This window comes from Streptomyces violaceus (assembly GCF_036014075.1).
In the GTDB taxonomy this organism is placed as follows: domain Bacteria; phylum Actinomycetota; class Actinomycetes; order Streptomycetales; family Streptomycetaceae; genus Streptomyces; species Streptomyces violaceus.
On record NZ_CP107911.1, the window covers coordinates 8103834 to 8129797 of the forward strand.

The 25964-nt window shown below is 71.7% G+C and carries 21 protein-coding genes and 1 pseudogene; 13 read left to right on the forward strand and 9 right to left on the reverse strand.

Annotated features, from left to right (window positions below; translation table 11 throughout):
* Positions 1–24 precede the first annotated feature (24 nt).
* The 4 genes from OG542_RS36550 to OG542_RS36565 all read left to right on the forward strand — a co-directional run bounded on the left by OG542_RS36550 (position 25) and on the right by OG542_RS36565 (position 4060).
* Positions 25–816: an HpcH/HpaI aldolase family protein gene (locus OG542_RS36550; protein ID WP_328416609.1), complete on the forward strand. Its 792-nt coding sequence runs from the start codon at positions 25–27 to the stop codon at positions 814–816.
* Positions 813–1991: a sialidase family protein gene (locus OG542_RS36555; RefSeq protein WP_328416611.1), complete on the forward strand. Its 1179-nt coding sequence runs from the start codon at positions 813–815 to the stop codon at positions 1989–1991. The genes OG542_RS36550 and OG542_RS36555 overlap by 4 nt, the downstream gene beginning before the upstream one ends.
* Positions 1992–2140: 149 nt before the next feature.
* Positions 2141–2914, forward strand: coding sequence for a carbonic anhydrase (locus tag OG542_RS36560; protein ID WP_328416613.1), 774 nt, complete (start codon positions 2141–2143; stop codon positions 2912–2914).
* A 126-nt stretch (positions 2915–3040) separates the two neighbouring features.
* Positions 3041–4060: a LacI family DNA-binding transcriptional regulator gene (locus tag OG542_RS36565; protein ID WP_311129848.1), complete on the forward strand. Its 1020-nt coding sequence runs from the start codon at positions 3041–3043 to the stop codon at positions 4058–4060.
* Here the strand turns inward: OG542_RS36565 and OG542_RS36570 are convergent.
* Entirely contained in the window at positions 4057–8034 is a 3978-nt protein-coding gene (locus OG542_RS36570; RefSeq protein ID WP_328416616.1) for a glycosyl hydrolase, read from the reverse strand. The genes OG542_RS36565 and OG542_RS36570 overlap by 4 nt on opposite strands.
* Positions 8035–8242: 208 nt before the next feature.
* Between OG542_RS36570 and OG542_RS36575 the strand changes: the two genes are divergently transcribed.
* The 3 genes and pseudogenes from OG542_RS36575 to OG542_RS36585 all read left to right on the forward strand — a co-directional run bounded on the left by OG542_RS36575 (position 8243) and on the right by OG542_RS36585 (position 12520).
* A complete protein-coding gene (locus OG542_RS36575; RefSeq protein ID WP_311129846.1) occupies positions 8243–9502 on the forward strand; it encodes an MFS transporter in 1260 nt (419 codons plus the stop codon).
* A gap of 32 nt (positions 9503–9534) precedes the next feature.
* A complete protein-coding gene (locus OG542_RS36580) occupies positions 9535–11016 on the forward strand; it encodes an L-fucose/L-arabinose isomerase family protein (RefSeq protein ID WP_328416618.1) in 1482 nt (493 codons plus the stop codon).
* 243 nt (positions 11017–11259) lie between these two features.
* A pseudogene (locus OG542_RS36585) lies at positions 11260–12520 on the forward strand (cation:proton antiporter).
* A gap of 25 nt (positions 12521–12545) precedes the next feature.
* On the opposite strand, the gene OG542_RS36590 reads toward OG542_RS36585, so the two are convergent.
* Positions 12546–13205, reverse strand: a complete 660-nt coding sequence (locus tag OG542_RS36590; RefSeq protein ID WP_328416620.1) for a response regulator transcription factor — start codon at positions 13203–13205, stop codon at positions 12546–12548.
* Entirely contained in the window at positions 13202–14167 is a 966-nt protein-coding gene (locus OG542_RS36595) for a HAMP domain-containing sensor histidine kinase (RefSeq protein ID WP_328416622.1), read from the reverse strand. Before OG542_RS36595 ends, OG542_RS36590 begins: the two co-directional genes overlap by 4 nt.
* Positions 14168–14504: 337 nt before the next feature.
* On the opposite strand from OG542_RS36595, the gene OG542_RS36600 reads away from it, so the two are divergent.
* Complete coding sequence (locus OG542_RS36600) at positions 14505–14792, forward strand: DUF3040 domain-containing protein (RefSeq protein ID WP_328416624.1); 288 nt, start codon at positions 14505–14507, stop codon at positions 14790–14792.
* Positions 14793–14951: 159 nt separating this feature from the next.
* Here the strand turns inward: OG542_RS36600 and OG542_RS36605 are convergent, their stop codons facing one another.
* Positions 14952–15200, reverse strand: coding sequence for a hypothetical protein (locus tag OG542_RS36605; protein WP_328416626.1), 249 nt, complete (start codon positions 15198–15200; stop codon positions 14952–14954).
* 152 nt (positions 15201–15352) lie between these two features.
* Between OG542_RS36605 and OG542_RS36610 the strand changes: the two genes are divergently transcribed.
* The 3 genes from OG542_RS36610 (at position 15353) to htpG (ending at position 18737) form a co-directional block, all read left to right on the forward strand.
* Complete coding sequence (locus OG542_RS36610) at positions 15353–15916, forward strand: hypothetical protein (RefSeq protein ID WP_328416628.1); 564 nt, start codon at positions 15353–15355, stop codon at positions 15914–15916.
* Between the two features lie 134 nt (positions 15917–16050).
* On the forward strand, positions 16051–16752 hold the full coding sequence (locus OG542_RS36615; RefSeq protein WP_328416630.1) for a class F sortase: 702 nt from the start codon (positions 16051–16053) through the stop codon (positions 16750–16752).
* 86 nt (positions 16753–16838) lie between these two features.
* Positions 16839–18737 (forward strand): molecular chaperone HtpG, encoded by a 1899-nt coding sequence (gene htpG / locus OG542_RS36620; RefSeq protein ID WP_328416632.1) that lies wholly within the window; start codon positions 16839–16841, stop codon positions 18735–18737.
* Between the two features lie 35 nt (positions 18738–18772).
* Here htpG and OG542_RS36625 read toward each other — a convergent pair whose 3' ends face one another.
* The 3 genes from OG542_RS36625 to OG542_RS36635 form a co-directional block, all read right to left on the reverse strand.
* Positions 18773–19024: a twin-arginine translocase TatA/TatE family subunit gene (locus OG542_RS36625; protein WP_311129836.1), complete on the reverse strand. Its 252-nt coding sequence runs from the start codon at positions 19022–19024 to the stop codon at positions 18773–18775.
* A complete protein-coding gene (locus OG542_RS36630; RefSeq protein WP_328416636.1) occupies positions 19012–19677 on the reverse strand; it encodes a hypothetical protein in 666 nt (221 codons plus the stop codon). Before OG542_RS36630 ends, OG542_RS36625 begins: the two co-directional genes overlap by 13 nt.
* A 79-nt stretch (positions 19678–19756) precedes the next feature.
* Positions 19757–20332, reverse strand: coding sequence for a TerD family protein (locus OG542_RS36635; protein WP_184595263.1), 576 nt, complete (start codon positions 20330–20332; stop codon positions 19757–19759).
* Positions 20333–20480: 148 nt separating this feature from the next.
* On the opposite strand from OG542_RS36635, the gene OG542_RS36640 reads away from it, so the two are divergent.
* Together OG542_RS36640 and OG542_RS36645 are read left to right on the forward strand one after the other, a co-directional pair.
* Positions 20481–20867: a BlaI/MecI/CopY family transcriptional regulator gene (locus OG542_RS36640; RefSeq protein WP_261684209.1), complete on the forward strand. Its 387-nt coding sequence runs from the start codon at positions 20481–20483 to the stop codon at positions 20865–20867.
* Between the two features lie 6 nt (positions 20868–20873).
* On the forward strand, positions 20874–22061 hold the full coding sequence (locus tag OG542_RS36645; protein WP_328416641.1) for a M56 family metallopeptidase: 1188 nt from the start codon (positions 20874–20876) through the stop codon (positions 22059–22061).
* A 212-nt stretch (positions 22062–22273) separates the two neighbouring features.
* On the opposite strand, the gene OG542_RS36650 is transcribed toward OG542_RS36645, so the two are convergent.
* Positions 22274–23275 carry a sporulation protein gene (locus OG542_RS36650; RefSeq protein ID WP_328416643.1) on the reverse strand — a complete coding sequence of 334 codons (1002 nt, stop codon included), beginning with the start codon at positions 23273–23275 and terminating at the stop codon, positions 22274–22276.
* A 167-nt stretch (positions 23276–23442) separates the two neighbouring features.
* Complete coding sequence (locus tag OG542_RS36655; RefSeq protein ID WP_328416645.1) at positions 23443–25908, reverse strand: carbohydrate-binding protein; 2466 nt, start codon at positions 25906–25908, stop codon at positions 23443–23445.
* Positions 25909–25964 lie beyond the last annotated feature (56 nt).

Consider the following 25964-nt stretch of genomic DNA (forward strand, 5'->3'; position numbering starts at 1 on the left):
CTGACTGTTACGGAGACCTTCCCCATGGCAACCGGCCGCAGCTCAGCCGAGTTCACCGCCGCTCTACGCGCCCGAGAGCAGCTCATCGGCTACTGGTCCCTGCTCGACTCACCCATCGCCGCCGAGCGCCTGGCCCGCCTCGGCTACGACTACCTCGCCTTCGACGCCCAGCACGGACTCTTCGGCTACCAGGGCATGCTGAACAACCTCCTCGCCACCGACACCAAAGGCAGCACCGCCGTCGGCATGGTGCGCGTGGAGGCCAACGACCTCACCTGCATCGGCAAAGCACTCGACGCGGGCGCCACCGCCGTCATCGTCCCGCTGATCGACAACGCGCAAGACGCTGCCGACGCGGTCGCCGCCGTCCGCTACCCTCCGCTCGGCCGCCGCTCCTACGGGCCCATGCGCGCCCAGCTCCGCGTCGGACCCCATCCGGCCGACACCCACGCCCAGACGGCCGTCCTCGCGATGATCGAGACCGCCGACGGCCTCGCCGACGTCGAAGCCATCTGCGCCACCGACGGCCTCGACGGCATCTACGTCGGCCCCTCCGACCTGCGCCTCGCACTCGGCGGAGCCACCTCCACCGACCCCTCCGTACAGCAGGAGTTCGAGCAGGCACTGACCCGCATCAGCAAGGCGGCCGAAGCTGCGGGCATCGCCGCCGGCATCCACAACGCCGACGGCGCGAGCGCCGCCCGCCGCCTCGCCGAGGGCTTCACCTTCGCCACCGTGGCCTGCGATCTCATCCACCTGGAACAGGCGGCCGCAGGCCACCTGACCGCCGCGCGTTGGGCGGGCGAGGCCCGATGACCACCGCCGACGGCACCCTGCGCCCCCACCCCGACCAGCCGGGCCGCGCCGAGACCCACCTGGCCGCCCCCGCCGTGCAGAACCACGCCGCCAACCTCACCGTCCTGCCCAGCGGCGACCTCGGCTGCGTCTGGTTCGGCGGCACCCAGGAGGGCGTCGCCGACATCTCGGTGTGGTTCTCCCGCCTCGCGCAGGACGCCGGCACCTGGTCCCTCCCCGTGCGTCTCTCCGCCGACGACACCCGCTCCGAGCAGAACCCGCTCCTGTTCCCCGCCCCCTCGGGCGAACTCTGGCTCCTGCACACCGCACAGCGCGCAGGCCACCAGGACACGGCCGAGGTCCGGCTGCGCGTCAGCCACGACGAGGGCGCCACCTGGGGCCGGGCCCGCGTCCTGTTCCCGGCCACCGAGCAGGGCGGCGTGTTCGTACGCCAGCCGGTGATCGAAGTACTCTCCGGCGAGCGGCTGTTGCTCCCCGTCTTCCGCTGCGTCGCCACCCCCGGAACCTCCTGGTCGGGCGACCGGGACACCAGCTCCGTCATGATCAGCGACGACGGCGGACGCACCTGGCGCGAACGCCCCGTCCCGGGCAGCACCGGCCTCGTCCACATGAACATCCGGCCGCTGCCCGACGGTTCACTCCTGGCCCTCTTCCGCAGCCGTCGCGCGGACACCGTGCACAGCAGCGTGTCGTCCGACGACGGCGAGACCTGGACCGAGCCGCGCCCCCTGGATCTGCCGAACAACAACTCCTCGATCCAGTACACCGTGCTGGCCGACGGCAGGCTCGCCCTGGTCTACAACCACAGCAGCGCGGCCGACGCCATCGCCCGCAGGGTCTCGCTGTACGACGAGATCGACGACGGGGGAGTGGCAGGGACACCTGCGGAAACCGCCCCCACGGGCGACGCGTTCTGGGGTGCCCCCCGCGCCCCGCTCTCCCTGGCCCTCTCCCCGGACGACGGACACACGTGGCCACTGCGCCACGACCTCGAAACCGGCGACGGACACTGCCTGACCAACAACTCCCGCGACGGCCTCAACCGCGAGCTGTCCTACCCCTCCCTCGCCCAGACACCGGACGGCGCCCTCCACATCGCCTACACCCACCACCGGCGCACCATCAAACACATTCGTCTGGACGGCGACTGGCTGAAGCGGGAGTTCCCGGCCTGATCACCGAGGGTCGGACCTCGCTACCTCCCGCGTTTTGGATCAGTCCTTCCTCCGCGCTGCATCAGCGCTGTACGGGCGCTAACCAGCCTCCCGCGACAGTGGCATCACCGGCTCCCACCAGGGGAGCGGCGATCACAGGGGACGGCTACATGGGTACCGCCGGAACACCACAGCGCAGGGCCATACTCACCGGGGGGCTGGCTGCCACCACCGCGGCTCTGCTCACCGCCTGTTCGTCGAAGACGGACTCCACGACCAAGGGGACGGCTGCGGCCGCGGGCGCGAGCACCTCTCCCTCTCCCGGCGCGGCCGCGCGACCGGACTCGCCCTGGGCGGCCTTCGCGCGGCTGATGGACGGCAACAAGCGCTGGGTGGACGGCAGGCTCCAGCACCCCGACCGCGACCCGAAGCGGCGCGAGTTCGTCGCCGAGGAGCAGAAGCCCTACGGCGTGATCCTGTCGTGCATCGACTCCCGGGTGCCGCCGGAGCTGCTCTTCGACACCGGGCTCGGCGACCTCTTCGTGATGCGCACGGGCGGACAGGTCGTGGGCCCGGTCGTCGTCGGGTCCGTGGAGTACGGCCCGATGACGTCCGGAACCCCGCTCATCGTGGTCCTCGGCCACCAGCGCTGCGGTGCCGTCAAGGCGGCGTACGAGGCGCTGCGCGACGGCAAGGAACTGCCCGGCAACCTGCAGTCCATCGCCGACGCCCTCGAGCCGGCGTACGAGGAGACAGCCAAGGGCAAGCACGCCGACCCGGTCGACGCCATGACCCGCGTTCACGTCAATCAGACCGCCGCCGGCCTGCGTTCCAACAAGGACCTCGCCCCGATGGTGAAGAAGGGCGACCTGGCCGTCGTCAGCGCCTACTACTCGCTCGACACCGGCCGGGTGGAAGTCCTCAGCGGCGCGCCCTCCGCCTGATTCGGAGCCTCATTCGGAGACAACGGAGACCGGGCGGGAAAAACGTTCCACGCCCGGTCACGTTATACTTGCGGCGCTCATGGAGGCCGCCGTCGTGCCTGGTCGCACGGCCGCAACAGCGAGGGGGTGGACGCCGTTCCGGCACGCCCCGCCCGCATCCAGGACGTCGCGGCCGCCGCCGGCGTCTCGGTGTCCACGGTGTCGAACGTGCTCAACCGGCCCGAGCGGGTCACCGAACGGACCGCCGAGCGCGTCCGCGTCGCGGTCGCCGCGCTCGACTACGTCCCTCACCCGGGAGCAGCGGGCCTGCGCACCGGCCACTCCTCCGCCATCGGGCTCGTGCTGCCCGACGTGACCAACTCCTTCTACGCGCGCATCGCACGAGGCGCGGCCGACGCGGCCTACGACCACGGCTACTCCCTCGTCCTCTGCCACAGCGGCGACGCCCCGGAACGGGAGCAGGGCTACTTCAGCATGCTCGTAGAGCAGCGGGCCGTCGGCGTGGTCGTCGTGCCGCTCAGCGCCGACCCGGGACGGCTGGCCCGGCTGCGCGAGCGGGGCATCCCGCTGGTCCTGGCCGACCGCGCGATGCCCGACCGGGAGGGCTGCTCGGCCTCCGTCGACGACATCGCCGGCGGCCGCATCGCCGTACAGCACCTCCTCGACAGCGGGGCGCGCGACATCCTCGTCGTCAACGGCGAACGCGGCATACGCCAGTGCGCCGACCGGTACCAGGGCGCCCGCCAGGCCGTCCGCAGCCGGCGTGAGGCACGGCTGGACCAGGTCGTCGCCGAGCGGATGACCGTCGCGTACGGGACACGGATCGCGCGCGAGCTCGAGCACCTGCCCGACGGCGTCTTCTGCACCAACGACTTCCTCGCGGCCGGCCTCTGCCGGGCACTGACCGAGCGCGGCGTGCGCATCCCCGAGGACGTGCAGGTGGTCGGCTACGGCGACCTCGACGTCGCGAGCTTCGGGGCGACGACCCTGACGACGGTCCGGCAGCCGGTCGAGGACCTCGGCCGGGCGGCCGTGGAGATGCTGCTCGACGAGATCGAGGCCCGCGCGGACCACCTCCACGAGACCCGCGTCTTCGCCCCCGGCCTCGTCCTGCGCGACTCCACCCGGCCGCTCTCCGGCGACTAGAGTCCGCCGCCCCCGCCGGACGGCACCCTCAGCGTCACCGGACCCAGCAGCCCCGACGACAGCTGGCAGTCGAACGCCCAGGCGGTCGGCGTGGCCTCCGCGAGATAGGGCGCCAGCGTGCCCCGGACCGTCACCTCCACCCGGACGGTACGCCCGGCGGCACCGCGCAACGGCAAGCGGTACGGCGCGCAGAACGCCTCACCGGCGAACTCCCCGTCGACCGACACCTCCACACTGCCCCGCACCCGCCCGAGATCCAGCACGGGATCGGGCCCCGACGGCACCTGAACCGCACGGGCATACGTCACGCCCCCGCTCCAACTGCCCAGCCCCAGCGCACGCCAGTCCCCGAGCGACAGCGGCGCTGGTACGGTCCGCACACGCACCGGCCCGCGCCAGGCGGAGCCGCCCCGCAGGACCGCCGTCGGCTCGGTGACCACCTCGACCGGCGTGGGCGCCGGAAGTGGCCGACGAAGTGTCAGCCGCTGTCCGTCCAGGGGCGATTCCGGACCGTCCCCGACACACACCTTCGCGGGAAGTGCCAACGGCAGGTCGAGCGACACCGTGCCCGCCGGCACGGTGAACCGGAAGCGCTGCGGCGCCGCGTGGACGTCGTCGGTGGACCGCGACGGCCATACGGCGCCGGCGAGCACCGGCCGGCCGGTGAGCCACCCGGTGTCCGGCAGGGGGTGCGGCCGTACTGCGGCGTGGCAGTGCCGCAGCTCGCCCCGCCTGCGCTCGTCCTCGACGGTACGCCCCCGCCACCCGCCCGTCCCGGCCTCCCAGCCGGCGCCGCTGACCAGGGCCGTCACCTCGTTGCCGGACCGCACCACCAGGTCGACGAACACCGCGTCGCGGGCGTCGGCACTGTCGGCCACGACCTCCAGGGTGTGCTCGCCCGCCCCGAGCGCCGGTTCGTGGCGGAAGAACTGCGGCACGGCGCCCCAGTCCGCCGCGTAGTACTCCACCTTCTCCTGCCGCGCCACGACGGCCCCGTCGAGCAGCACGGTGACCGCCGAGGCGGCACCCACCACGAGCACCGCCCGCGCACCCTCGCCCGGGACCCGCAGCCGCGCGCGGTACGTCACCCGGCCGTCCGGCCGCACACCGTCCGGCGGGCGCATGAACCGCGGCCGCGGCCCCAGCCCGCCCGGCGCGGACAGGCAGAAGAAGCTGCCCAGCGGTGTGCCGTCCTCGGCCGAGATCGCCGAGGGACGGCTCTGGGCGTCGGACAGTTCGTACTCGAGCACGTTCCGGGCGCGGGCCACCGTGACTCGGGCTGACGCCACGTACCCTTCGCCGTCCGGGCCCAGCATTTCGCCGTTCCACCACACCCGTTTGCGGGCCTCCGCGCCGACATGCAGTTCGGCGGGCCCCCGGTGATCGGTCTCCACGATCGTCCGGACCCGGGCGGCCGTCGCGCCGACCGGCACGGGCACGCGGACGAACTCCTCGTTCACCAGCCCCTTGATGCCCAGCAGCCCGCCCGGGTCCGGGACGCCCCGGCTCGACGAGTACACGGCGACGTCCCAGCCCGCGTCCGGCGGTACGAGGGGCAGCTCGCCCGCCAGGACCAGTTCGGCGCGTTCGGCGTCCAGCGGCTCGGGTACCTCGCCGAGGGGCACCGGGGGCAGGACACGGACCCGGTTGCCGTACGTGGCCCGGGCCCGCTCCCACACCGTGCCCTCGGTCCACTCCATCGTCCAGATCTGCGGCTCGTCCACGGACGTACCCCGGGGCAGTGCCAGATCGCCCCAGGTGTTGTCCAGGGTGGGGATCAGCCGGCCGTGCCAGCCGGCCGAGAGGTCGAGCACCCGGTCGGGCGGCTCCCGTTCCGGCGGCGTCGGTGCCGGGCGGCCTTCACGCCAGACGACCAGGGCCGCGGGGGCGCCGTCCAGCGGCACCTCGACGGTCGAGACGGCGCCGTCGGCGGAATCGGACACGGTGACGCGCACGGGACGGCGGGAGCCGGTCGCCGGGTTCCAGACCTCGGCCTCGGCGACCTCGGCCCGCACGGTGACGGACGACGTGCCGACGGCAAGGCCCGACCGGGAGACGCTGGTCCGCAGCGGATGCGCGCCGATCTCCGGAAAGGCCGCCGTGACCAGTGCCACCGCCTGGTTCCCCTGCCGCCTCACGAGCAGCGGCACCTCACCGGTGGCGTATCCGGCCGCGTCGGCCACCGCCGCCGCACCGGCCTCCGGATCGCGTACCCGCTCCAGCCGCGGATGGGCCAGCAGGGCCGCCACCACCGCGTCGTCACCGGACCGGCCCGCCGCCCTCTCGGGCGGACGCCCCACGACCACGACCCGCCCTCCCGCGTCGAGCAGTTCGGCCAGCCGCCGCGCCGTCTCCTCCTCCAGCACGCTCGCCGAGGGCAGCAGCACCGCCGTGTACGCCAGGTCCCTGATGCGCAGGGCGCCGTCGGTGGCCTTGGCGCGCTGGACCGAGTCGTCGTCGACGATGTCGAAGGAGATCCCGTGCCGGTCCAGGGTGCCGACGTGCGGGGCGAGCCAGTTGTTGGTTCCGCACAGGTCCAGGTAGTGGCGCTGCGTCTCGTCGGCGTCGGCGTGGCCGTCGCCCAGCCGGCCGTCGCCGAAGTGCTGGACCGGCGCGTCCAGCGGGATGAGCGCCTGCATGGTGGCGGTCGGGTGCAGGACCGCCACATCGGCCGCGTAACTGCCCCAGGACATGATCGAGCAGATCCGGGCCACGGCCCGGGAGAAGGCCGGGTACTGCTTCCAGTAGGGCTGGCGCCAGTCGGTGGACGGCGGCGCCCACTCGAACCAGCCGCCCGCCGTGCCGAAGTAACTGGCGTGCGGGTTGTACAGGTTGGCGCCGCTGCGCAGGAACGGCAGCAGCCAGTGGTAGGTGTCCTCCAGCGTGCCGCCCCAGCCGGAGGAGTGGAACGCCTCGATCCACACCCGCTCGTGTCCGTAGAGATGGGCCATGGAGGAGTGCACCTTGGCGTCACCGTGGTGGTCGCTGCCGGCGGCGCTGTACCAGCGGTGGGTCCGGAAGTAGTCGGTGTAGATCTGCGTCGACTGCGCCGGGTAACCCGCGCGGGCCGGGTGGCTCTGGTCGCTGCCGAGCAGCAGGCCGCGCTCGCGGTGCCAGTCGGCGAGCGGCCGGAACAGGGCCTCCTCGGTGAGCTCAGCGCGTACCGCGTAGTAGTCGGCGCGGATCTTCCCCTCCAGCACGGTGGCGTTCGTACCGAACAGGGCCGGCAGGTGGTCGAGCAGGTCGTAGCCCCGCCGGGCGCGGAACTCGTCGGCGAAGCGGTAACTCCACGCGTTCGTGCCCGGCAGTTCGTCCTGGAAGCTGCCCGCGATGACGGTGCCCAGGTATTCGGGCACACGGCGGTCGTACTCGTGGTGGACGGTGTCCATCAACAGGCTCACGGCGTGCGGGTCGAGGTAGTCGAACGCCGTGGGGACGGTGGTGACGAGCCGCACCTCGGTTCCGTCGGCGGCGGCGACACCCACGGTGCCCGTGCCGTCTGTGGCCAGATCGAGGCGCCGGCCCTGCGGGGTGTACGCGGCCAGCGGGGTCTCGGCATCGCTGACGGCGACCGTGCCCCGGGCGACGGTGAGGTCGTGACAGCGCAGCGCGCGGCCGGCCGCCTCGGGATGACGCCGTGTCACACCGCCCTGCACATTGGCGCCGGAAAACCCGATCTGGTCGTAGAACCACAGGCGCGTGCCCAGTTCCGCAGCGATCTCGCAGGCGTCCATGAAGCGCGCCCACCACTCCTCGCCGAACCACGCCGGATCGTCGGCCCGGGCCCCGAACGTCGGGCCGGCCGGGGCCAGGTTGATGACGACGAGGTTGTGGACACCGCCCTGCGCGAACGCCCGCAACTGCCACGCGAGACGCTCGCGGGTGACCTTCGCACCCGACCACCACCACAGGGGAGTGGGGCCGAAGTCGCGGGGCGGGTCGTCGAACAGGCGCTGGAGGGCGGGGGAGATCACGGACACGGTCCTTCCCCTGAAACGTTTTTAGGCCACCTTCACCGTAGGGGGCCTGGGGCGGTCACGCCATATCCCGGAACGGTGCCGCGGAAGCCGACGTCATCTCACCCATGTGCGCGCGACATCTTGTTGCAACGTTTTTCTCGCCCTATATTCGCTGCGACCAGGCCCCCGGAACCGCGATGTCACCAGACGACGGAGTCGCATCATGGCCGGTACCCGCCCCATCCCGAAACAGCTCTGGAAAGCCGCCGCCCTGTCGGGCATGGCCTCCTATCTCGATGCCGGGCTGATCGTCAGCATCTCCGTCAACCTGGCCATCTACCGCGACAGTTATGACATGGGCGTGTGGATGGCCGGTGCGATCAGCGCGATCGTCACCGGCTGCATAGCCGTCGGGTCCCTCGTCGGCGGACGGCTCGCCGACCTCTTCGGCCGCCGCCGCGTCTACAACTGGGACATCTTCTGCTTCGCCCTCGGCGCGATCGTCATCACGCTGGCCCCGGACGACATCACACTGCTGATCGGCGTCCTCGTCGCGGGGCTCGCGGCCGGCGCCGACCTGCCGACGTCCCTGGCCGTCGTGTCGGACGCCGCACCCTCCTGGGCCCGGGGCAGGCTGGTCGCCTTCACCCAGGTCATGTGGATGCTGGGCATCGCCGTCGCCATCTTCCTCGGCTTCGTCCTGTCCACCTCGGGCATGACCGGGGCCCGGCTCATCACCGGACAGCTGGCCGTCGCCGCGCTCGTCACCTGGGCCTTCCGCTCCCGTCTGAAGCTGCCCGACGAGCCATCAGAGACCGAATCTGACGTGGCCGCCCCGAAGGGTGCCTCCCTGAAGAACGTCTGGACGCGCGCCGCCCTGCTGCCGATGACCGCGACCTTCGTCTTCTACGTCACCTGGGGCCTCGGGGCCAACACGTTCGGCCAGTTCGGCACCTATCTGCTCGTCACCGTCAGCGACGCCTCACAGAGCCTGGCCACCGGAATCAACCTGGCCTTCATCCCCATCGGGGTGCTGCTCACCTTCGCGTTCGTCCGCGTCGCCGACAGCCCCTGGCGCGACCGGCTGTTCCACGTGGCAGCGGTGGTGCAGATCCTCGCCTTCGTCATCGCGTCGCTGACCGCGGGCGCGCTCGTCGGCATGCTCGTCTTCTTCGTTCTGTACCAGCTCTCCAACCCCTTCGCCGGGGAGGCGAACTACAAGGTGTGGTCGCAGCTCACGCTGCCCGCGGACACCCGGGGCACCACCCAGGGCCTGACCTACGCCCTGTCGAGGGGAGTCTTCGCGGTCGCCGCGTTCTTCACCCCCGCCCTCGCCGACCACAGCCCGGCCGTCCTGCTCTGGACGATCACCGCCTGTATGACGGTGGCGGCGTTCGCGGGCGTGTTCATCATCCGCGTCCTGGTGCCGCGTTCCTCCGGTGCGGTGCGTGACAGAGCGGACCTGCGCGTCCCCAGCACCTGAGCCGCAGCAGACCCTGACAAGGAGCACCGACCATGGCAACGACCGCGGAGACCGAGCCGGACGGCACCCGCACGGCCGTAGGGACCGCCGCCCTGCACGACCTGCTCCCGCCAATCGCCCGGCGCCGCACCCGGATCGGGCTGGTCGCCGGTGGACTGGGCACCTACTGGCCGCAGTTCCCCGGGCTCCTCCCGCAGCTGAAGGAGTCGGCCGCCTATGTGGCCGAGCGCTTCCGGGGGATGGACGCGGAGGTGACCGACGCCGGATTCGTCTCCGATGCCCAGGAGGGCGCGCGGGCCGCCGAGCTGCTGCGCCGGGCCGACTGCGATCTGATCGTGCTGTTCCTGACGACGTATCTGACGTCGTCGATGGTGCTGCCGATCGCGCAGCGCTCGCACACGCCCGTCCTGGTCATCGACCTCCAGCCGAGCGAGAGGATGGACCACGCGACCTTCGACACCGGTGACTGGCTGGCCTACTGCGCCCAGTGCTCCGTCCCCGAGGTCGGCAACGTCTTCCGGCGCGCCGGCATCCCCTTCCGGTCGGTCTCGGGATGGCTGCGCCAGGAGTCCGCCTGGCGGCGCATCGAGCAGTGGATCCGGGCCGCGCACATCCGCGCCGCGCTCCGGCACGCCCGGCACGGCCTCATGGGGCACGTGTATCCCGGCATGCTCGACGTGCAGACCGATCCGACGCTGCTGGCCACGACGTTCGGCTCGCACGTGGAGGTGCTGGAGTTCGACGACCTGCGGCACCGGGTGGACCGGGTGACCGAGACGGAGACCCGGGAGCGCATGGCACTCGCCCGGCAGGTCTTCACCCTCGACGACAGCGTGGTGGACGAGGACTTCGCCTGGGGTGCGACCGTGTCGGTCGCACTGGACCGCCTCGTCGAGGACTTCGGGCTCGACACCCTCGCCTACTACCACCGCGGTCTCGACGGCGAACTGCACGAGCGGCTGGGCGCCGGCATGATCCTGGGCGCCTCCCTGCTCACCGCCCGGGGCGTGCCCGCGGCCGGCGAGTACGAACTGCGCACCAGCGTCGCCCAGCTCGCCTCCCAGAGCGTCGGCGCCGGCGGCTCCTTCACCGAGATCCAGGCCCTCGACTTCGAGGACGGTGTCGTGGAGATGGGCCATGACGGACCCGCCCACCTCGCGGTCAGCGCCCGCGATCCCCTCTTGCGCGGACTCGGCGTCTACCACGGCAAACGCGGCTGGGGCGTGAGCGTCGAGTTCGACGTCCGGCACGGGCCCGTGACCCTGCTCGGGCTCGGCCAGGACGCCGATGGCAGCCTGTCCTTCGTCACCTCCGAGGGCACCGTCGTCCCCGGACCGCTGCTGGAGATCGGCAACACCACCAGCCGCGTCGACTTCGGCCGCGATCCGGGCGAATGGGTGGACGCGTGGAGCGCCACGGGCGTCGGCCACCATTGGTCCCTGGCAGTCGGCCACCACACGGCCGACTTCCGGGCGGCGGCGAGCCTGCTGGGCATCGAACACCGGGGCGTATGACGGGGAGATGGGTGTCGTCCCCACCCAGGGATGGGTGCGGGCACCGATGGTGACGCAACCGGTGTGCGTGTGAGGCTGGCAGCGTCGCCGAGGCTTTCGTGCCGGTTGTCATGGCCGCGGCCTCGGTATGCGCCGAGAGGCGGACGACGCTGCCCGTTCCAAGCCCCCTCGAAGGAGGAGCCCCTATCCATCCCCGCAAGGTGAAACGATCCGCCTACCGCGCTCCCACGAAGGCGGTGACCCGTGGGACACGCTGACAGCCTCCTCGCCATGGGCGGTGCCTTCCTGGCCGCCGCCTTCCTGGCCCGCCTCGGCGGCAGGATCGGACTCCCGACGATCCCGCTGTTCATGCTCGCGGGAATCCTGCTCGGCCCGCACACCCCGGGCCTGGTCATCGTCGAGGACGCACACGACTTCGAGATGCTCTCCGCGCTCGGACTGGTGCTGCTGCTGTTCTACCTGGGCCTTGAGTTCCACCTGGACGACCTCAAGAGCGGCGGCCGGCGCCTGCTGACCGCGGGCGGGATCTATCTGCTGCTCAACGTCGGCGCGGGTCTGGCCTTCGGGTTCGCCCTGGGCTGGGGCGTCCGGGAGGCGCTGGTGCTCGCCGGCGTCCTCGGGATCTCCTCGTCCGCCATCGTCACCAAGATCCTCATCGACCTGGGCCGCATCGGCCGCCCGGAGACCCGTCTCATCCTGGGCGTCATCGTGGTCGAGGACATCTTCCTCGCGCTCTACCTCGCCGCGCTCCAGCCGGTCATCAGCGGCGGCCCAGGGCGCCGGGGACATGGTCCTCCAGGGCGCCAAGGCCTTCGGGTTCCTGCTGGCCCTGGCCGCCGCGGCCCGCTACGGCACCAAACTGGCCGGGCGCCTGATCGTGACCCGTGACAGCGAACTGCTCGTCATCAGCTTCCTCGGCGCCGCCGTCCTCGTGGCGGGAGTCGCCGAGGTCCTCGGAGTCGCCGACGCCATCGGCGCGTTCATGGTCGGCCTGATCCTGGCCGGCACCTCCTCCGGCCCGCGCATCCGGGAACTGGTGCATCCGCTGCGCGACGCCTTCGCGGCGATCTTCTTCTTCGCCTTCGGTCTCTCCATTGACCCCGGCGACATCCTCTCCGTCGTCGGCCCCGTCGCCGCCGCGGCCGCGCTGACCGTCGTCATGAACATCATCGCCGGACTCCTCGTCGCCCGCGTGTACCACTACGGCACCGAGCCCGCCGCCGAGATCGCCACCACCCTCGTGGCCCGCGGGGAGTTCGCGCTGATCCTGGCCGCGATGGCCGCCAGCGCCGGACTCGACGACCGCCTCGCCCCGTTCATCGCCGGCTACGTCCTCGTCCTCGCGGTCCTCGGCCCCATCGCCGCCGGCCGCTCCGCCCTGCTCGCCCGCGCGCTCCGGTCCGCCCAGGACCTCCTGCCGGGCCGCACGGCCCCGACCTACGACATCGAGCCCCAGGCCGACCCCGCACCACCCGCTCCTCAGCCGGCCGAGGCCGAGCGCTAGCGGTCTCGGCCTCAGGGCTTCTCTCTCAGGGCTCGATCAGCCCGACGCGGATGGCGTAGCGCGTCAGCTCCAGGCGGTCCTTCAGGCCGAGCTTCTGGAGCAGGTTGGCGCGGTGGCGCTCCACCGTCTTGGGACTGATGACCAGCAGCTCGGCGATCTGCTGCGAGGTGTGGCCCTCGGCGACGAGCTTGAGGATCTCCTCCTCACGGTCGGTGATTGCCCGGGAGGGCGGTGCGGCGCCCTCCCGGGCGCGGTCGAGGTAGTCGCGGATGAGTGCGTCGACGGCACCGGGATAGAGGAAGGGCTCACCCCGCATGGTGGCCCGGCACGCCTCGACCAGGTCACGGTCCGCGACGGACTTGAGCACATAGCCCGAGGCACCGGCACCGAGCGCCTCGAAGAAGAACTGCTCGTTGTCGTACATGGTCAGGATGAGGATCCGCGTCCCGGGGCAGGTCCGGGACAGCTCCCGGGCGGCCTGGAGCCCCGTCAGCCGGGGCATGGCGATGTCGAGGACGGCCAGATCGGGCCGGTGCTCGCGGGCCCGGGCCACCGCCTCGGCACCGTCGTCCGCCTCGGCGACCACGGTGAGATCGGGTTCGGCGTCCAGGATCAGCCGGACACCCCGCCGCACCAGGGCGTGGTCGTCGGCGAGCAGGATGCGGGCGGGGGAGGAGTCCGTCATGGTCGGCCGTTCCGGTCGGGATCGCGTACGGGCAGGGGGACGGTCAGGCGTACTTCGGTGCCCTTCTCCGGGCCGGGGCCCAGACTGAGGTCGGCGCCGACGAGCAGGGCACGTTCACGCATGCCGCGGATGCCGGCTCCTTCCGGTGCGTCGCCGGTGCCCCGTCCGTCGTCACGGACGCACAGCCGCACACCCGTGGCGGTCCGCCGCAGGGCGAGCTCGGCGTGCCGCGCCCGCGCGTGCCGGGCGACATTGGTGAGCCCCTCCTGCGCGACCCGGTAGAGGACGAGCTCGGCCTCCCGGCCCAGCGGCGGCAGATCCGCGTCCAGACGGTGCCGTACGGACAGACAGGGCCCGCCGAAGTCGGTGGCGAGGGACTTCAGCGCACTCGCCAGACCGAGTTCGTCCAGCACACCGGGGCGCAGCCGGCGGGCGATACGACGGATCTCGTCCAGACCGGCCCGGGTGGTCTCCTGCACCTGGCGCAGCTCCTCCAGCAGGTCGGGCGGGGCCTGACCGGCCACCCGCTTGAGTTCGAGCAGCACGGCCGTGAGGGTCTGACCGACCTCGTCGTGCAGCTCCCGGGCGATACGGCGCCGCTCGGCCTCCTGGGCGGACAGGACCCGGGCGCTGCTCGTGGCCCGCTCGTCCTCCAGCCGGTCGAGCATGGTGTTGAAGGTCGTGATCAGCTCGGCGACCTCCGCCTGGCCTCCGACCGCCGGACGCCGTCCCGGACGCAGCAGGTCCGTCGTCGTCATGGCGCGCGTCAGGCGCTGGAGCGGGGCCAGCCCGACCCGCAGCAGCAGGGCGTTGGCGACGAGCATCGCGGCCAGCCCCACCGTCAGCACCGCGGCCTCCGTGAGCAGCACCGGCGTGGAGACGGTCACGGGCCCCAGCAGCAGCGCGGTCGCCGTGATCAGCACGAGGGCGTTCAGCAGGAAGATCCGCCAGAACAAGGGCACCGCGTACCGCCTCCACCGACCTGTCAGCCTCCGTCATCCCCCAGCGTGTGCGCTGCCCGGCCCCGCCGCCATCCGTGACACCACCCATCCTCGAGGCGAACACCGGTCTCACGGCACGGCGTTCGTACAGTGCGGCCGCCGGGAAGGATGAGGGTGGGGCCTGATGGCGGAGGCCGCTGGAGGGGGGAGAAGCTGAAGCCCTGGTGAGACTGGGCCGCGCCGCGCATCGGCGGGCCGTCTCCCTCCGCACCGTCACGTGGCCCGACACCCCAGGACTTGCCATGGCCTCGGCCGTGCCCTGCCTCGAAGCGCTGTCGGGTTCCGGGAAGGAGATGCCGTGCCCCAGTCCGGAGACGAACGTCTCGTCGACCTCGAAGCGCGACTCGAGCGGGAGGACCCCAGGTTCGCCCGGGCCCTGCGATCCGGCCGCCCGGCCCGGCCCCGGGAGTACCGGCGTACCGGAGCCTGGTGGGGACTGGCACTCGGCGTGGCAGTTCTGGGGTCCGGCATCGCCCTGGCCCAGGGGCTGCTCATCGCGGCCGGGCTGGTCGTGGTCGGCATGTCGGCCCAGCTGGTCGATCCGGACCCGAGCCGCCTGGGGCGTCAGGGAACGAGGAGGCGGTGACGCCGCGCTGAGCGGTGTGAGGAGGCCGCCGGTCTCGACGCCGCCGTCGGCGAGCCGCTGGAGGAGGGGGTGGAGAGGTCGTACTCGAGGCCAGGTGGATTCCGCCGGTGACGGCCGTGAGCACATCGACCCGGACGGTCTCCTCGGCCGTCGCCACCTTCACGGAGAACGCGGGCGGCAGCTCGCCGCCCCCGTGACGATGACGTACGCGGCGTCGAAGGCCACGGACGTCGGCCTCCGCGCACCCGACCGCACGGGCACGTCGTACAGGGAGTCCTCGCCGATCCAGAACAGGCCGGCCATGGCCATGAGCGCTTCCCATGAGGGTCCGGGAGAGCGGTCCTCACCCCCCGTTTCGCCGTAGGAGACGGGTGCGACGCGGTGCGGGGTTGCGATCTTGCCGGCCATGGTCCGATGCCGCCGTCAGAGTGCGGTCGTAACCCATGTGAACGTCCTGGATGGTGGGACGGCCCGGCATGACTGACGGTGGTTCACGTCGAGGACGGGTCTCCTGAGCTGGCGCGGCGTCAGCTGCCCGGCCCACGACGGAAGGACGACCGATGCGCTCTGCCCGCATTCTGCTCGCGACGGCAACCGCCACGGCGGCCCTCGCGATCGCCGCACCCACGGCCTGTGCCGAGGCCATGGGTGACCGGGACCACGACACCACTTCCTACAGCAAGGAGCACCACAAGGACCGCAAACACCACGAGCCGCGTGGCGGGGTACACACGGGTGGCGGAGCGCTGGCCGTGGTGAACGCCGACGACGACTGGGACAACCCCAAGCACGACCCGGACACCTACAAGGACGGCGAGCGCGGCGGCGACCCCTGGGGCGACAAGCACGACGACCCCTACGGGGACAAGCACGACGAGAACGGCAAGCACGACGAGCACGGCAAGCACGACGAGCACGGCAAGCACGACGAGAACGGCAAGCACGACGAGAACGGCAGGCACGACGAGCACGGCAGGCACGACAAGCCGCGCGGCGGCGTCCACACCGGTGGTGGCGCACTGGCCGGGCCGGGTGTCACCACCGGCGGTCTCGCCGTGCTGGCGGTGGCCGGCACCGGCCTGTACGCGCTGCGACGCCAGAGGGCCTCGCGGGGCGCGGCATGACCGATGCCTGACCACATAGCCGCCGTGGCCGCCGCACGTGTCCCTCGCGTCGCGGCGGCCCGGCTCGTCGTCCCCGCGTGTCGTGCCTGCTGCCCTGCCCGACGCGCTGCCGTGCCCGAATGAGGTGGTCCCCGATGGCAGCCAGCCCCCCTACCCCTGCCGACTCAGGCCCCGAGCCGCAGAAGTCGAAGCGGCGATTCCGCACAGCCGTGACGGCCTTCTGGGCGGTGGCCGCCCTGGTCCTGACCCTGTGCCTGGTCGGTGGCGGCGATGAGTCGTCCGACACCGCAGGCCCGCCGCACGCCCCACCGGCCGTCTCAGCGGCCGCGCCCTCCACGTCCGCAGGGCCCCACCGGTCCGGCTCGTCCAAGGCACGCCCGCATCTGCCCCGGTCCCGGCCGGTCCGCCTCCTCATCCCCAAGATCGCGGTCGACGCTCCCTTCACCGCCCTCGCCATCGACCGTTCGGGTCAGCTCGCACCCCCGCCGCCCGACGAGACCAACCTCGTCGGCTGGTACGCCAAGGGCCACTCGCCCGGAGAGACCGGCACCGCGATCATCGCCGGCCACGTGGACACCGCGACGTCCCTGGCCGTGTTCGCCCGGCTCAACGAGCTGCGCAAGGGGGACCGGTTCCATGTGACGCGAGCCGACGGCCGCCGGGCGACCTTCGTGGTCGACGGAGCGGAGTCCTTCGAGAAGGACGGCTTCCCCAGCGAGCGCGTGTACGGCGACACACCCGATGCCCAGATCCGGCTCATCACCTGCTCGGGTACCTACGACCGTGAGGCCCGGGACTACACCGAGAATCTGGTGGTGTTCGCCCACCTCGTCTGACTTCCGGGTCTGCGGCCTGACTTGGTGTTTTACAGTTGCTGCCACGAGTTCAGGCGACTGTGGGACCTGTGAGGTATACGCGAACCATGACGACCGAAACGTTTGAGTTCCAGGTAGAGGCACGTCAGCTGCTCCAGCTGATGATCCACTCGGTCTACTCGAACAAGGATGTCTTCCTGCGGGAACTCGTCTCCAACGCCTCCGACGCGCTCGACAAGCTGCGTCTGGAGAAGCTGCGGGACGACTCGCTCGACGCCGACGTGTCGGATCTCCACATCCGGATCGATGTCGACAAGGAGGCCCGCACCCTCACGGTGCGGGACAACGGCATCGGGATGTCGTACGACGAGGTCGGGCAGCTCATCGGCACCATCGCCAACTCGGGCACCGCCACGTTCCTGCAGGAGCTGAAGGAGGCCAAGGACGCGGCTGGGGCCGAGGGGCTCATCGGCCAGTTCGGCGTCGGCTTCTACTCCGGCTTCATGGCGGCGGACGAGGTGACGCTGGTGAGCCGGCGGGCCGGGGAGAGCCAGGGGACCCGCTGGACGTCGCGCGGCGAGGCCACGTACACGCTGGAGAAGGTCGACGACGCGCCGCAGGGCACGTCCGTCACGCTCCACCTCAAGCCCGCCGATCCCGAGAACCAGCTCCACGACTACACCTCACCGTGGCAGATCAAGGAGATCGTCAAGCGGTACTCGGACTTCATCACCTGGCCGATCCGGATGGTCCCGGAGGCGGGCGACGGCGAGAGCGCGCCCGAGCCCGAGACGCTGAACTCCATGAAGGCCCTGTGGGCGCGTTCGCGCGACGAGGTGTCCGACGACGAGTACCACGAGCTGTACAAGCACATCAGCCACGACTGGCGCGAGCCGCTGGAGACGATCCGGCTCCAGGCGGAGGGCACGTTCGAGTACCAGGCCCTGCTCTTCGTCCCCGCGCACGCCCCGCACGACCTGTTCACGCGGGACTTCAGGCGCGGCATCCAGCTCTATGTGAAGCGCGTCTTCATCATGGACGACTGTGAGGAGCTGCTGCCGCCGTACCTCCGCTTCGTCAAGGGCGTCGTCGACGCGGCGGACCTCTCGCTCAACGTCTCCCGCGAGATCCTCCAGCAGGACCGGCACATCCGGATGATGCAGCGCCGGCTGACGAAGAAGGTCCTGTCCACGGTCAAGGAGTTCATGACCAAGGACGCCGACCGCTACGCCACGTTCTGGCGCGAGTTCGGCACCGTCCTCAAGGAGGGCTTGGTCACCGACTCCGAGAACCGCGACGCCATCCTCGCCGTCTCGTCGTTCGCGACCACGCACGCCGACGACGAGCCGACCACGCTGGCGCGGTACGTGGAGCGGATGAAGGACGGCCAGGACGACATCTACTACCTCACCGGCGAGTCCCGGCAGAGCATCGAGAACTCCCCGCACATGGAGGCGTTCCGGGACAAGGGCATCGAGGTCCTGCTGCTCACCGACGCCGTCGACGAGGTGTGGGTGGACGCCGTGGGCGAGTACGAGGGCAAGCGGCTGCGGTCCGTGGCCAAGGGCGAGATCGACCTGGACGCCACGGGGGACGAGAAGGCCGACGAGGAGCGGGAGAAGCAGGCCGAGGACTACGCCGGCCTGCTCGGCTGGATGCGTGAGCAGCTCGACGAGGACATCAAGGAGGTGCGCCTGTCGGCGCGGCTCACCGTCTCTCCCGCCTGTGTCGTCTCGGACGCGCACGATCTGACCCCGGCCTTGGAGAACATGTACCGCGCGATGGGCCAGGAGGTGCCGCGCGCCCAGCGGATCCTCGAGCTCAACCCCGGCCACCTGCTGGTGAAGGGCCTGAACCAGGCGTACAAGGAGCGTGAGGACCGCTCGGGCCTCGTCGAGTCCGCCGAGCTGCTGCACACGCTGGCGGTACTCGCCGAGGGCGGCCAGCCCAAGGACCCCGCCCGTTTCGTCAAGCTGGTGGCGGACCGCCTGGAGCGCACGCTGTAGCCACGGGACGGATCAGGGAGAGATCACAGGACGGATCAGGAGTGGTCCGGGGCGCCCGCCGCCCGCGTACCGGGCGGGGGCGTGCCGGTGCCCGGAGGGACGATCTCGCCCTGGAGCACCCGCGGCGCAGTGCCCGACCCGGCCTCCTCGTCCTTCGCGGCGCGTGCCTCGGCTTTGAGGATGCGGGCCGACTTGCCTGCGGAGCGGGCGAGTTCGGGGAGCTTCTTCGCTCCGATCACGGCTATGACGACGATGAGGATGATCGCGAGCTCGCTCAGTCCGAACATGGTGTCCTGTCCTTTCCCGCCCGGGCCGGGCACGGCGCGAGCGTATCGGGCGGGGAGCACGGCGTCATCGCCGCCTCGGGGTGCGTGGCCAGGTCCCGGCGGCGCAGGTGGGGCAGCACGCCGAAGTCGAGCAGGGCCTGCCGCCAGGCCGGCCGGGCGTGCTGCACGCGGCCGGCCGTCGGTGCGCCGCGCCGGCCCAGGGCCGTGCGCAGCTCCGCGGCCAGGACGAGGAGGCCGGTCACGGCCGCCACGAGCGCCAGGGTCCAGCCGGCCGCGAGGAGCGATCCGGGCAACGGGCCCGGGACGTCGGTGACTTGGAGCACACCGCCGAGCAGGAGCAGCACCCCGGCGGACGTGGCCGCCACGAGCGGCGTGAGCACCGCGAGGGCGGGCAGCGGACCGCCGGCGCCGAGCGGGCCCCGCGCCTCGTGCCGGGTAGCCAGCTGTACGGCGAGACAGACGCGGTACGGCTCGCCGGCCGCCGCCGTGATGTCGTCGGCGTGGGCGAGCGCGTGGGCGCGCAGCTGCGTGGCTGCCCGGCCGGTCGGGTCGGCGCCGAGGGCGCCACGGATGTCCGCGGTGCTCAGCGCCGGGTGCGGTACCGCTTCGAAATCCGCACGGTCCTCGGGGCGGAGGCGGGACGGTTCGGCCACACGGTCTCCCGGGCGGTTGCTGATGTGGCCCCCCGGGCCCGCCATGCGCCGGCGGGCCCGGGGGTGCGGTCGGTCCGTGTCAGACGCTGACGCCGAAGTCGGAGGCGATACCGGCCAGCCCGGAGGCGTATCCCTGGCCGACGGCACGGAATTTCCACTCCTCGCCGTGCCGGTAGAGCTCGCCGAAGACCATCGCCGTCTCGGTGGAGGCGTCCTCGGACAGGTCGTAGCGGGCGATCTCCTGACCGCCGGCCTGGTTGACGACCCTGATGAACGCGTTGCGGACCTGTCCGAAGCTCTGGCCGCGGTTCTCGGCGTCGTGGATGGACACCGGGAACACGATCTTGTCGATCTCGGCGGGCACGGCGGCGAGGTTCACCTTGACGCTCTCGTCGTCGCCCTCGCCCTCGCCGGTGAGGTTGTCTCCGGTGTGCTCGACCGAGCCGTCCGGGCTCTTCAGGTTGTTGTAGAAGACGAAGTGCTGGTCGGAGGGGACCTTGCCGGAAGCGTCCAGGAGCAGGGCGGAGGCGTCCAGGTCGTAGTCCGTGCCGGTGGTCGTGCGGACGTCCCAGCCCAGGCCGACCAGGACGGCGGTGAGGCCCGGCGCCTCCTTGCTGAGCGAGACGTTGCCGCCCTTGGACAGGGAAACTCCCACGGGGTACTCCTTCTTGACGTGTGCGTTCCGGGTCCGGGAAGCGAACCCACCTAAAATCTACAACACTGTAGAAGGGGAGGGGTGTGGTCCCGCCGATCTATACGATGTGCCCACGGGCAACGCAGGGCGGTGGAAGGGAGACAGGTCGGTGACGGATCCCCGGCAGCGACCCCGGCGGGGGCAGGGCGAGCTGGAGGCGCTGGTGCTGGAGGCGCTGCGGGAGGCTGACGGTCCGGCCACGGCCGGCTGGGTGCAGGAACGCCTCGGCGGTGACCTCGCGTACACGACGGTGATCACGATCCTGACCCGGCTGCTGGGCAAGGGCGCCGTGACGCGGGAGCGGGTCGGCCGGTCCTTCGCCTGGACGCCCGCCTCGGATCAGGCGGGCCTGGCCGCCCGGAAGATGCGCAAGGTGCTGGACGCCGAGAGCGACCGCGAGGCCGTGCTGGCCAGTTTCCTCACCGGCCTCGGCCCGGACGACGAACGGCTGCTGCGTGACCTGTTGGAACAGGCTCACAGCGAGGGGGAAGACTGAAGCCTCATGGGGGTCTTCGTCTTCATGCCACTGGTCCTGCCGCTCACGGCATGGCCGGTCGCCCGCCTGGCCGAACAGCATCTGCATCCACGCACCGCGACCCGGCTGCTGACCGCGATGGCCGCGGTGCTGGCGCTGTGCAGCACCGTGTGCCTGGGCCTGGTCATGGTGGTCGGCACCGCCCAGCTTCCCGGCAACCCGCTGCCCGACGGCTGGTCGGACCCCGAGGTCCGGGCGGCGGTGCCGTACGACGAGGTCGTCGGCAAGGTCGCCATTCCCGCGCTCTGCGCGGTGGTCGTCGCCTGCGGCCGGACTCTGTGGCGGCACGCCCGGGTACGTCACCGGGCCCACCGCGCACTGGCCGGGCTGCCGGACACGGAGGTGGCCGTACTGCCGGACGCCGTGCCGTACGCGTATGCGCTGCCTGGCCGTCGGGGCGGGTGCGCTCCCCGGGTCGGCGGAGGCCGTCGGGGTAGTGGTGCTCCGCGTGGCGGCGACGGCTGGCGTGATGGTGGTGTCTTGCGTGGCGGGGTCGGCCGTTGGGCTGGTGGTGTGTTGCGCGTCGGCGTGGGCCGTTGGGTCGGTGACGCTCTGCGGACCGGCGCTGGGCGTCGGGCTGGTGGTGCCGTGCGCGGCAGTATCGGCGGTGCTCCGCGTGGTGGTGGCGGTCGCCGTGCCCGTGGCCCGCGTGCGGGGCGTGTCGTGGTGACCACCGGTCTGCTGGACCAGCTGCGGTCGGCCGAGCGCCGGGCCCTGTTCGCCCACGAGCGGGCGCACCTCGCCGCCCGGCACGACCGCTTCCTGCTCGCCGTGCAGCTCGCCGCGCGGGCCAACCCGTTCCTGCGGCCGCTGCGCACGGCCGTGGCCTATACGGCCGAGCGGTGGGCCGACGAGGAGGCGGCCCGGGCGATCGGCAGCCGCCGCACGGTGGCGCGGGCGATCGGGACGGCAGCTCTCGTCTCCCGGGGCACCCCGGTGCCCACGCTCGCGGGACTCGCCGCCCCGGGTCCGGTACCGCGCCGGGTGGCGGCCCTGCTCGGCCCCGCACCCGCCGTCCGCACCTGGCCACCGGTGTTCACCTCGGTCGGACTCGCGGCGTGGGGCGCGGCCGCGGGAACGGCCGTGTCGGCGATGTCGTCCGCGAACTCGGCCGTCACGATGGTGCTCATCCTGCATGCGGCGACGCCCTTGTGAGGCCCGCAGGGGCGGGTCGGCCACGGCCCGGGGCAGTCGGCACCTCCACACCGGCCGCCGCGAGCCCGGTCGCCACGGGCAGCAGTAGCGGCCCGGCCCCGGCCAAGGGGCCTCGCCGCCCGGGCCGCTACCCAAGGCGCCCGCCCTGGGTCTCCGCCCACCCCGGGCCAGCGCCCCGGGCCGCCCCGCCTCGGCCTGGCTTCAGCCCGATGTCAGCCCTCCTCTACCTCCTCGCCCTCGAAGAAGTCCCCGACCTCGTCGACGACTTCACCGGCGACCATGCCGCCGGCGATCCCGGCGGCGAGCCCGGCCGCACCCGCCGCGACGGCGGTCCCCATGCCGGGGCCCGAGCGGTGGCCGTCACGGTGCTGCCCGTCGAGCCCGTGGCTGCCCGGGCCGAACGCGGCGGGGGAGCCGAACCCCACGGGGGAGCCGTACGACGCCCGGTGCTCGACGAGTTGCTGGATCCAGCCGTCGACGATCGCGGGCCAGTCCTGGTGCTCGACACCCTCCTGGGAGACGTTGAAGCGGGTGAGCGCGTCGTGGCCGGACGACAGGAAGCCGCCGCGCTTGTCCGCCTCCAGTACGACCTCCATGCCGCCCCGGTTCGCCAGGAACGTCAGCTCGATCTCGTTGACCTGCTGCGCGTACGGGGGTGACGGGACGAGCTCGATCTCCTGGTAGAACGGCAGTCGCTGCCCGGTGCCGCCGATGCGCCCGTACTCGAGGTCGGCCGACTTGAAACCGAACCCGAGCCCGCCCAGGGCTTCGAGCACCGCCTCCTGCACCGGCAGGGGCGCGACGATCAGCTGGTCGAGATCGCCCTTGTCCTTCGCACCCGCCACCGACAGCTCGGTGCGCACGCCGAGGACGACGCCCAGGCTCTGCCCGTGCAACTGGGTGGCCGGCGTCTCCCACGGCAGGGTCACGCTGAACGGCACGCTGCGCTGCTCGTCCTCGGCGAGGCGGAAGCCGCCGCCTACGGTGAAGCGGTCGAAGGCCACGACGCCCTCGCTCTCACCGTCCTCGTGCTCGGCCTCGACCCGGGCCACCAGCTCCAGGGTGATGTGCTCGATCTCGAAGTCGGATTTCCCGCCCACGAGTTGAACCTGGCCGGTGAGCGTGCCGCCGGGCCGGACGGGAGCCGGGTCGAGGACCGTGTCGACGGTGGGGCCGCCCACGCCGAGCGCGCCGAGCAGTCGTTTGAACACCATGGGGGCGTCCACTCCTTCACATGCGTGTGCTGACTTTCTACAAGCATGTAGAAGCATAGGGGTGTGGCGCGGCGGGTGTGAAAGCCGCCCCGACACGGCGGTGCCGCGGCCCGCCTCCGTGGCGGACCGCGGCACTGCTTCGCGACCGTCTCCCGTCACCGGACGGGTCAGTCCACGACCCGTCCCAGCTCGATCCGGTCGATGTTCGGCGCCCAGGCGCTCGCGTTGCCGAACGTCACCTTGTTGGCACCCTTCTTCAGTTCGACGGGGACTCCGACCGTCCAGTAGTCGTCGAAGCTCCAGGTGTTCTTGAAGGTGGCCTTCACCGGCGCCGCGGTTCCGACCGTGATGTCCGCCGTACGGGACATGATGTCCGTGTTGTAGGCGTGGCCGTTGTCCCGGCGGTCGTTGTGCGCGTAGTGGACGACCAGCACATAGCGGCCGGCCCGGGGCGCGTTCGCCGTGAACTCGGCGGTGCCGGAGGAGCTGTTGCCGAGCCAGCCGATGTACGAGCCGGCGGACGCGTGCGGGGAGTCGACGAGCTTGGCGCCGCCCGCGAGCGTGGCCGAGGCACCCTCGTAGGAGAGGGCGCCGGTGGCCGAGCCGTCGCCGGAGACGTCGAGGCAGCGCACGGCGGCGTGGCTCGACGTCATCGCGATCCGGTTGTTGCCCGCGACCAGGTAGAGCCGCAGCGGGCGGCCGGGCGTGGCCGTGACCGTCTCTCCGTGCAGCGCGAGCTTCACCGCCGCCGAGGCCCGTGGCGCCACCGTGTAGTAGCCGTCGCGCGGGGCGTAGACGTCGAACACCGCCTTGTCACCCGAGCGCAGGACCAAGGCGCCCGTGCCCACCCCCGCCGAGGACGAGTAGTCGTACGACGGCTTGCCGCTGATGTCCGCCAGTGTGGCCTCGTACGACGCGGCGGCCGCGCCCGTCCGGGTAGTCAGGTCGATCCGGTCGAGGGTGACCTCGGCGTCGCCCTTGGACAGGGTCAACTGGTGTGTGCCCGCCTTCAGTTGCACGCCGACGTTCTTCTTGGCGCGGTACGTCCAGTTCTCGGTGGAGGGGTAGGTGACCGTCACCGGGTCGCCGCCGTCGACCGACAGCTTCTGCGTGGCGGGGCCGCCGGACTGGTTGCCGTAGAGGATCGCCAGGTCGTACGTGCCGTCCTTCGGCACCGTCACCGTGAAGGCGGCCTTGCTGCCGGGCTGGTTGAGCGAACCGACGTCCTTGGTGCCGGAGGCCGCGTAGCCGTTGGCGTTCTGCACGGTGCCCTGCGTGTACACCTTGCCGTCGGTGAGGGCCGCGTCCTCGGCCTCGTACGACGCCGACCACGGGACGGACGCGGCGGAGGGGGTGCCCGAGCCGCCGGGGGTGAGGACGATCCGGTAGGCCGACATCTTGTGCAGGCCGCGCAGCGGAACGGTCACCGAACCGTCGTCCGCCACCTTCACCTTGGTGCGCGCGAGGACGCGCGGCGCCGCGTGCTGACCCTCGTAACCGGACCAGGCGGCCTCGGCGACCGTCGCGGTGACCGTACGGCCGAAGACCGACCGCGGGACGTTCCGCACGACCACGTCCGAGTCCGCGGCGGAGCCGCCGAGCAGCACCTGCGCCTGGCGGCGGGAGGCGTCGAGGGAGGCGAGGCCCTGGAGCGTGTCGATGCTGTTGGGCTGCGGCGGCGTCACCTTCACGGTGTTCCCGGTCATGCCCGCGTACCAGCGGAACAGCCACCAGCCGCCGTTGGGGATGTTGGAGCGCACCACATGGCCGCTGAGATTGCCGGCGGCGTCCCAGTAGGCCATGTTGGCGTACACCTTGTTGCGCTCGAACATGGACACCCACTGCACGAGCTGCCCGGGCACGGACAGGTCGCGGCGGTTGGCGTACTCGTCGATGTTGATCTTCAGCGGGGCGATGCCCGCCTCGCGCTCCAGCGCGCGGTAGTTGTCGTAGTGCGCCTGGAAGTCGCGCAGCGAACCGGAGCCGAGCTCGTGCCAGGTCATCACCTGGGGCAGCACGTTCTCCCGCTTGGCGAAGGCGAGGAAGTCCTTCAACAGGCGTGTGTGGTACGCGGCTTCGTTGGGGCCGGCGATCCGTGCGTCCGGGTCGATCGCGCGGATCCGCTGGTACACCGTCTTCCAGTCCTTGAAGAACCGGTCGCGGTTCTTCTCGTACTGGGCCTGGTCCTGGACGTCGAGCTTGTACCAGATCTGGTCGGGCTCGTTGAACGGGATGTAGACGAAGCGTTCGCTGTTCGGATCGGCCGAGACCTCCTTGACGATCTTGTCGACCTTGGGGAGGTAGTCGTCGATGCCGAGGTCCTCGTACGGCCACTTGGCGTAGATGTCCTGCATCATCACGTTGATCTCGCCGCCGCCGTTGCGGAAGAACGACTTGGAGACGGTGAGCGCGTCGCCGTTGGGGTGCTGCGCACCGCCCTCCGGCTTCTGCGAGACGCTGGTGATCTTCAGGGGTGCCATCGCGGCGTCGCTGGGCACCCCGTCGTCGCTGAGCCCGTACAGCGAGCCGTTGGCGCCCAGCATCACCGGGCCCTCGGAGCTCTTGAGGTCGACGGTGAGGCGCTGTGGGTCGGCCGCGGCGGCGGGACCGGCCGCGGGGAGGGTGCCTGCCATGGCGGCTGCTCCAAGTAGTGCTGTTATCAGTGCGGTTCTGGTACGGGATCTCGTAC

Bases quoted from the DNA above. Each gene is read 5' to 3' on its own strand.
- OG542_RS36580 (WP_328416618.1), top strand. From the start codon at position 9,535: ATGGCAACGACCGCGGAGACCGAGCCGGACGGCACCCGCACGGCCGTA.
- OG542_RS36550 (WP_328416609.1), top strand. From the start codon at position 25: ATGGCAACCGGCCGCAGCTCAGCCGAGTTCACCGCCGCTCTACGCGCC.
- OG542_RS36615 (WP_328416630.1), top strand. From the start codon at position 16,051: ATGGCAGCCAGCCCCCCTACCCCTGCCGACTCAGGCCCCGAGCCGCAG.
- OG542_RS36655 (WP_328416645.1), bottom strand. From the start codon at position 25,908: ATGGCAGGCACCCTCCCCGCGGCCGGTCCCGCCGCCGCGGCCGACCCA.
- OG542_RS36605 (WP_328416626.1), bottom strand. From the start codon at position 15,200: ATGGCCGGCAAGATCGCAACCCCGCACCGCGTCGCACCCGTCTCCTAC.
- htpG (WP_328416632.1), top strand. From the start codon at position 16,839: ATGACGACCGAAACGTTTGAGTTCCAGGTAGAGGCACGTCAGCTGCTC.
- OG542_RS36590 (WP_328416620.1), bottom strand. From the start codon at position 13,205: ATGACGGACTCCTCCCCCGCCCGCATCCTGCTCGCCGACGACCACGCC.
- OG542_RS36575 (WP_311129846.1), top strand. From the start codon at position 8,243: ATGGCCGGTACCCGCCCCATCCCGAAACAGCTCTGGAAAGCCGCCGCC.
- OG542_RS36625 (WP_311129836.1), bottom strand. From the start codon at position 19,024: ATGTTCGGACTGAGCGAGCTCGCGATCATCCTCATCGTCGTCATAGCC.
- OG542_RS36610 (WP_328416628.1), top strand. From the start codon at position 15,353: ATGCGCTCTGCCCGCATTCTGCTCGCGACGGCAACCGCCACGGCGGCC.
- OG542_RS36560 (WP_328416613.1), top strand. From the start codon at position 2,141: ATGGGTACCGCCGGAACACCACAGCGCAGGGCCATACTCACCGGGGGG.
- OG542_RS36555 (WP_328416611.1), top strand. From the start codon at position 813: ATGACCACCGCCGACGGCACCCTGCGCCCCCACCCCGACCAGCCGGGC.
- OG542_RS36650 (WP_328416643.1), bottom strand. From the start codon at position 23,275: ATGGTGTTCAAACGACTGCTCGGCGCGCTCGGCGTGGGCGGCCCCACC.
- OG542_RS36645 (WP_328416641.1), top strand. From the start codon at position 20,874: ATGGGGGTCTTCGTCTTCATGCCACTGGTCCTGCCGCTCACGGCATGG.